Source organism: Pontimicrobium sp. MEBiC01747 (assembly GCF_053601635.1).
This window is the reverse complement of record NZ_JBSHNS010000607.1, coordinates 1-3,632: the sequence shown is the minus strand read 5'-3', so window position 1 is coordinate 3,632 and position 3,632 is coordinate 1. Positions and strand designations below refer to the sequence as shown.

3 protein-coding genes are annotated in these 3,632 nt (G+C 30.7%); all 3 read left to right on the top strand.

The window, feature by feature from the left end; genetic code table 11:
- The coding region (locus ACVC2P_RS20390; protein ID WP_452600276.1) for a LolA family protein at nt 1-224 on the top strand (224 nt) is incomplete at its 5' end.
- Nucleotides 225-231: 7 nt separating this feature from the next.
- Nucleotides 232-2,619 carry an LptF/LptG family permease gene (locus ACVC2P_RS20385; RefSeq protein WP_452600275.1) on the top strand — a complete coding sequence of 796 codons (2,388 nt, stop codon included), beginning with the start codon at nt 232-234 and terminating at the stop codon, nt 2,617-2,619.
- Between the two features lie 43 nt (nt 2,620-2,662).
- Nucleotides 2,663-3,632: 3,4-dihydroxy-2-butanone-4-phosphate synthase (ribB, locus tag ACVC2P_RS20380; RefSeq protein WP_452600274.1), on the top strand; the 970-nt coding region annotated here is incomplete at its 3' end.

Genomic DNA, 3,632 nt, shown 5'->3' with positions numbered 1-3,632 from the left:
ATGTAAAGTTAACGCCTATAGATTCTAAATCTGAAATAAAATATATTTTACTAGGTATAGATTCGCAAACAAAGCACATTTATAACTTAATTGAAATAGGTAAGAATAACACAAAAACAACTTTGACTGTTAATTCTTTTAAAACAAATGAACCTATTTCAAAAAGCTTGTTTACCTTTGACGAAAGTAAATATAGCGATTACTACATCAATACATTAGATTAGTTACCCTTTGAAAATATTAGATAGATATATATTAACCTCTTATCTTAAAACTTTTATCAGCGTGTTTGTTATTCTCATGCTGATTTTTGTATTACAGGCTATTTGGTTATATATTAAAGAATTAGCAGGAAAAGATTTAGATATATTAACCGTACTAAAGTTTTTATTCTATATAACCCCCACTCTAATTCCATTAATATTACCACTTACCATACTACTATCTTCTATTATGGTTTTTGGAAATTTTGCTGAAAACTATGAGTTTGCTGCAATGAAATCTACAGGGATTTCATTACAACGTGCTATGTCTAGCTTAAGTGTTTTTATTGTACTGTTAGCTATTACCACTTTCTTTTTTAGTAATAATGTTATTCCTTGGGCGGAGTACAATAGTTATAATTTAAGAAAAAACATTGCAAAAGTAAAGCCAGCCATGGCTATTGCCGAAGGGCAGTTTAATCAAATAGGCGAAAACTTTAATATTAAAGTTGCTAAAAAAACAGGAGAGCGCGGACAGTTTTTAGAAGATGTTGTTATACACCAAAGTCAAAAAGGGAAACCTGGTAATCATAAAACAACCATAGCAAAAACGGGAGAGCTAATAAGTAGCAAAAAATCGGATGTATTACAATTAGTGCTTTTTGATGGTTATCATTACGATGATACGCCACCAAAAGATTATAAAAAAAGGCTAAGGCGTCCATTTACAAAGAGCTCTTTTGATAAGTATATTATGAATATTGATTTATCGCAATTAAACACTGTAGATTTAAGCCAGAAAAACATTGACGATAAATATACAATGCTTAGTATTAACGAGTTAAACTATGCAATAGATTCTTTAAATACACAACGCCAAAATTTATATGCTACAAACGCTAAATCGTTATACGATAGAACAAATATAGGAACCTTAAATCTTACGGTAGAACCAAGAAAAGATACAATTTATTCTGGTCATGATATTTTAAGCTTATTTAAAACTAAACGACAAGTACAACTATTAGATTATGCTGTAAATGCATCTTCTAGTACCATACAAATTATTACATCTAAACAAAACACTATAAAAGCTAGAACTATCTGGTTTAATAAGCATATTATAGCTTTTCATGAAAAATTTGCATTAGCTATAGCTTGTATTATTCTCTTTTTTGTTGGTGCGCCATTAGGAGCACTAATTAAAAAAGGTGGACTAGGTTTACCAATGGTAATTGCAATTGTACTATTTTTATCCTATCACTTTATAGGAATTTTCGCAAAAAACAGTGCTAAAGATGGTTCGTTTAACCCCGCAATGGCGACTTGGTTTTCTACTCTTATTATGTTACCATTAAGTATTTACTTAACTACAAGAGCAACGAAAGATAAAGGTGCTTTTGAAACCGATAGTATTTTAGAGCCACTTAAAAAACTGTTTGGTGTAAAACAGAAAACAGTTTCAGAAAGCGAAACACTTTTAGCAACTAACTCTAATGCATATACTACTCTAGAAGGTTATGATAATAATAAGCTTATAGATGTTATTAAAAATTATAGAGAATACGACTATAGTATTGCTTACAAGAACTCTTCGGTAGCTATTTTAGAAACAAGAGGTATCACTGCACAAGAATTAAAAATTGGAGGACACTTTACCAATCAAAAATATGAAGAAGCCGTACGTTTAAAACACTTGTACGATGAAGATTCAAAATTGTCTCTTATCTTATATGCCATAGCAGTTCCTTTAATATTATTAGGGAGTATATTAAAAAACAATACATTCCCGCTTATAGGAAACATTTTATTTGTTACAGGTATTGTTATAGAAGTTCTGTTTCTATTTTCATTTATGAAATCATTTAACAGCTTTTCTAACTTAACAAAACAATTAGACAAAAGTGCTATTGGTGGGGCTTTAATCTTTTTACTATTTGGTTTTCCTCTATACATGGTTAATTATTTTATTCAGAGCAAGCAGATTGCAAAAGAACTTAAAATGAAACCTGTGTCTTTAAAAGAAAGTACTCATAATAAACCAGTTATAGAAAACGCAGAAAAAATAACGACTTCAAATGTTTTAGTCTCAAAAACTAAGTTAAAAGATTATAAAACTGTCGCAACATTCTCTTATATATTCTATGGTTTTGCTGTTATACTTTTTATTTTATACTTTGTTTTAAATAATAACAAACCATTATTAGCTCCAGCTACACTACAGTTATGTCTTATTTCGTTTATAATATATATAGTACATTACCTAAAGAGTTATTTTAGTTTTAGTAAACTCTATTATAACATAGAGGACCTTACGGCTCCTAAAAAACCATTATTATTAATAGTTGGTTTTATAATTTACCCAATAATTCATCTATTCCGAAATCGAAAAATAGAATCCGATTTTAAGCATTAATCACAAATAAGCGATATCTTTGCGAAACTAAAAAGTCTTTATAATGATTACCAATACTGAAAGTAAAGTAGAGTTTAAACTTAATACCATACAAGACGCTATAAACGACATTAAAGCTGGTAAAGTTATTATTGTTGTAGATGATGAAGATAGAGAAAATGAAGGTGATTTCTTAGCTGCAGCAGAACTTGTAACTCCAGAAATGATAAATTTTATGGCAACGCATGGGCGTGGGTTAATTTGTGCACCACTTACCGAAAACCGTTGTAAAGATTTAGGTTTACACATGATGGTAACCAATAATACCGATCCTATGGAAACTGCATTTACGGTTTCTGTAGATTTAAAAGGACATGGGGTTACTACTGGTATTTCTGCAAGTGATAGAGCAAAAACAATACAAGCTTTAGTTAATACTACTACTAAACCATTCGATTTGGCACGCCCTGGGCATATTTTCCCTCTTGTAGCTAAAGAAGGCGGTGTATTAAGACGTACTGGCCATACAGAAGCAGCAATAGATTTTGCACGTTTAGCTGGTTTAAACCCAGCTGGTGTAATCGTTGAGATTATGAATGAAGATGGTACTATGGCGCGTTTACCTCAATTAATAGAGGTTGCTAAAAAATTCGATTTAAAAATCGTGTCTATTGAAGATTTAGTGGCTTACAGAATGGATCACGACTCTTTAATAGATAAAAAAGAAGATTTTAATATAGAAACGCGTTTTGGTAGTTTTAGATTAAGAGCCTACCAACAAACAACCAATAACCAAGTACATATAGCACTTACAAAAGGAGATTGGGCAACTAACGAGCCCGTTTTAACTCGTGTTAATTCTACTTTAGTTAATAATGATATTTTAGGAACCTTAACTAATAATGCCGATAAAAAGCTAGACGACATGTTTAAGGCTGTAAACAAGGCAGGAAAAGGTGCTATACTATTTATTAATCAGCAAGCACAATCCTTAAACCTATTAAACCGTTTAAGCCTTTTAAAAGCTTCTCAAG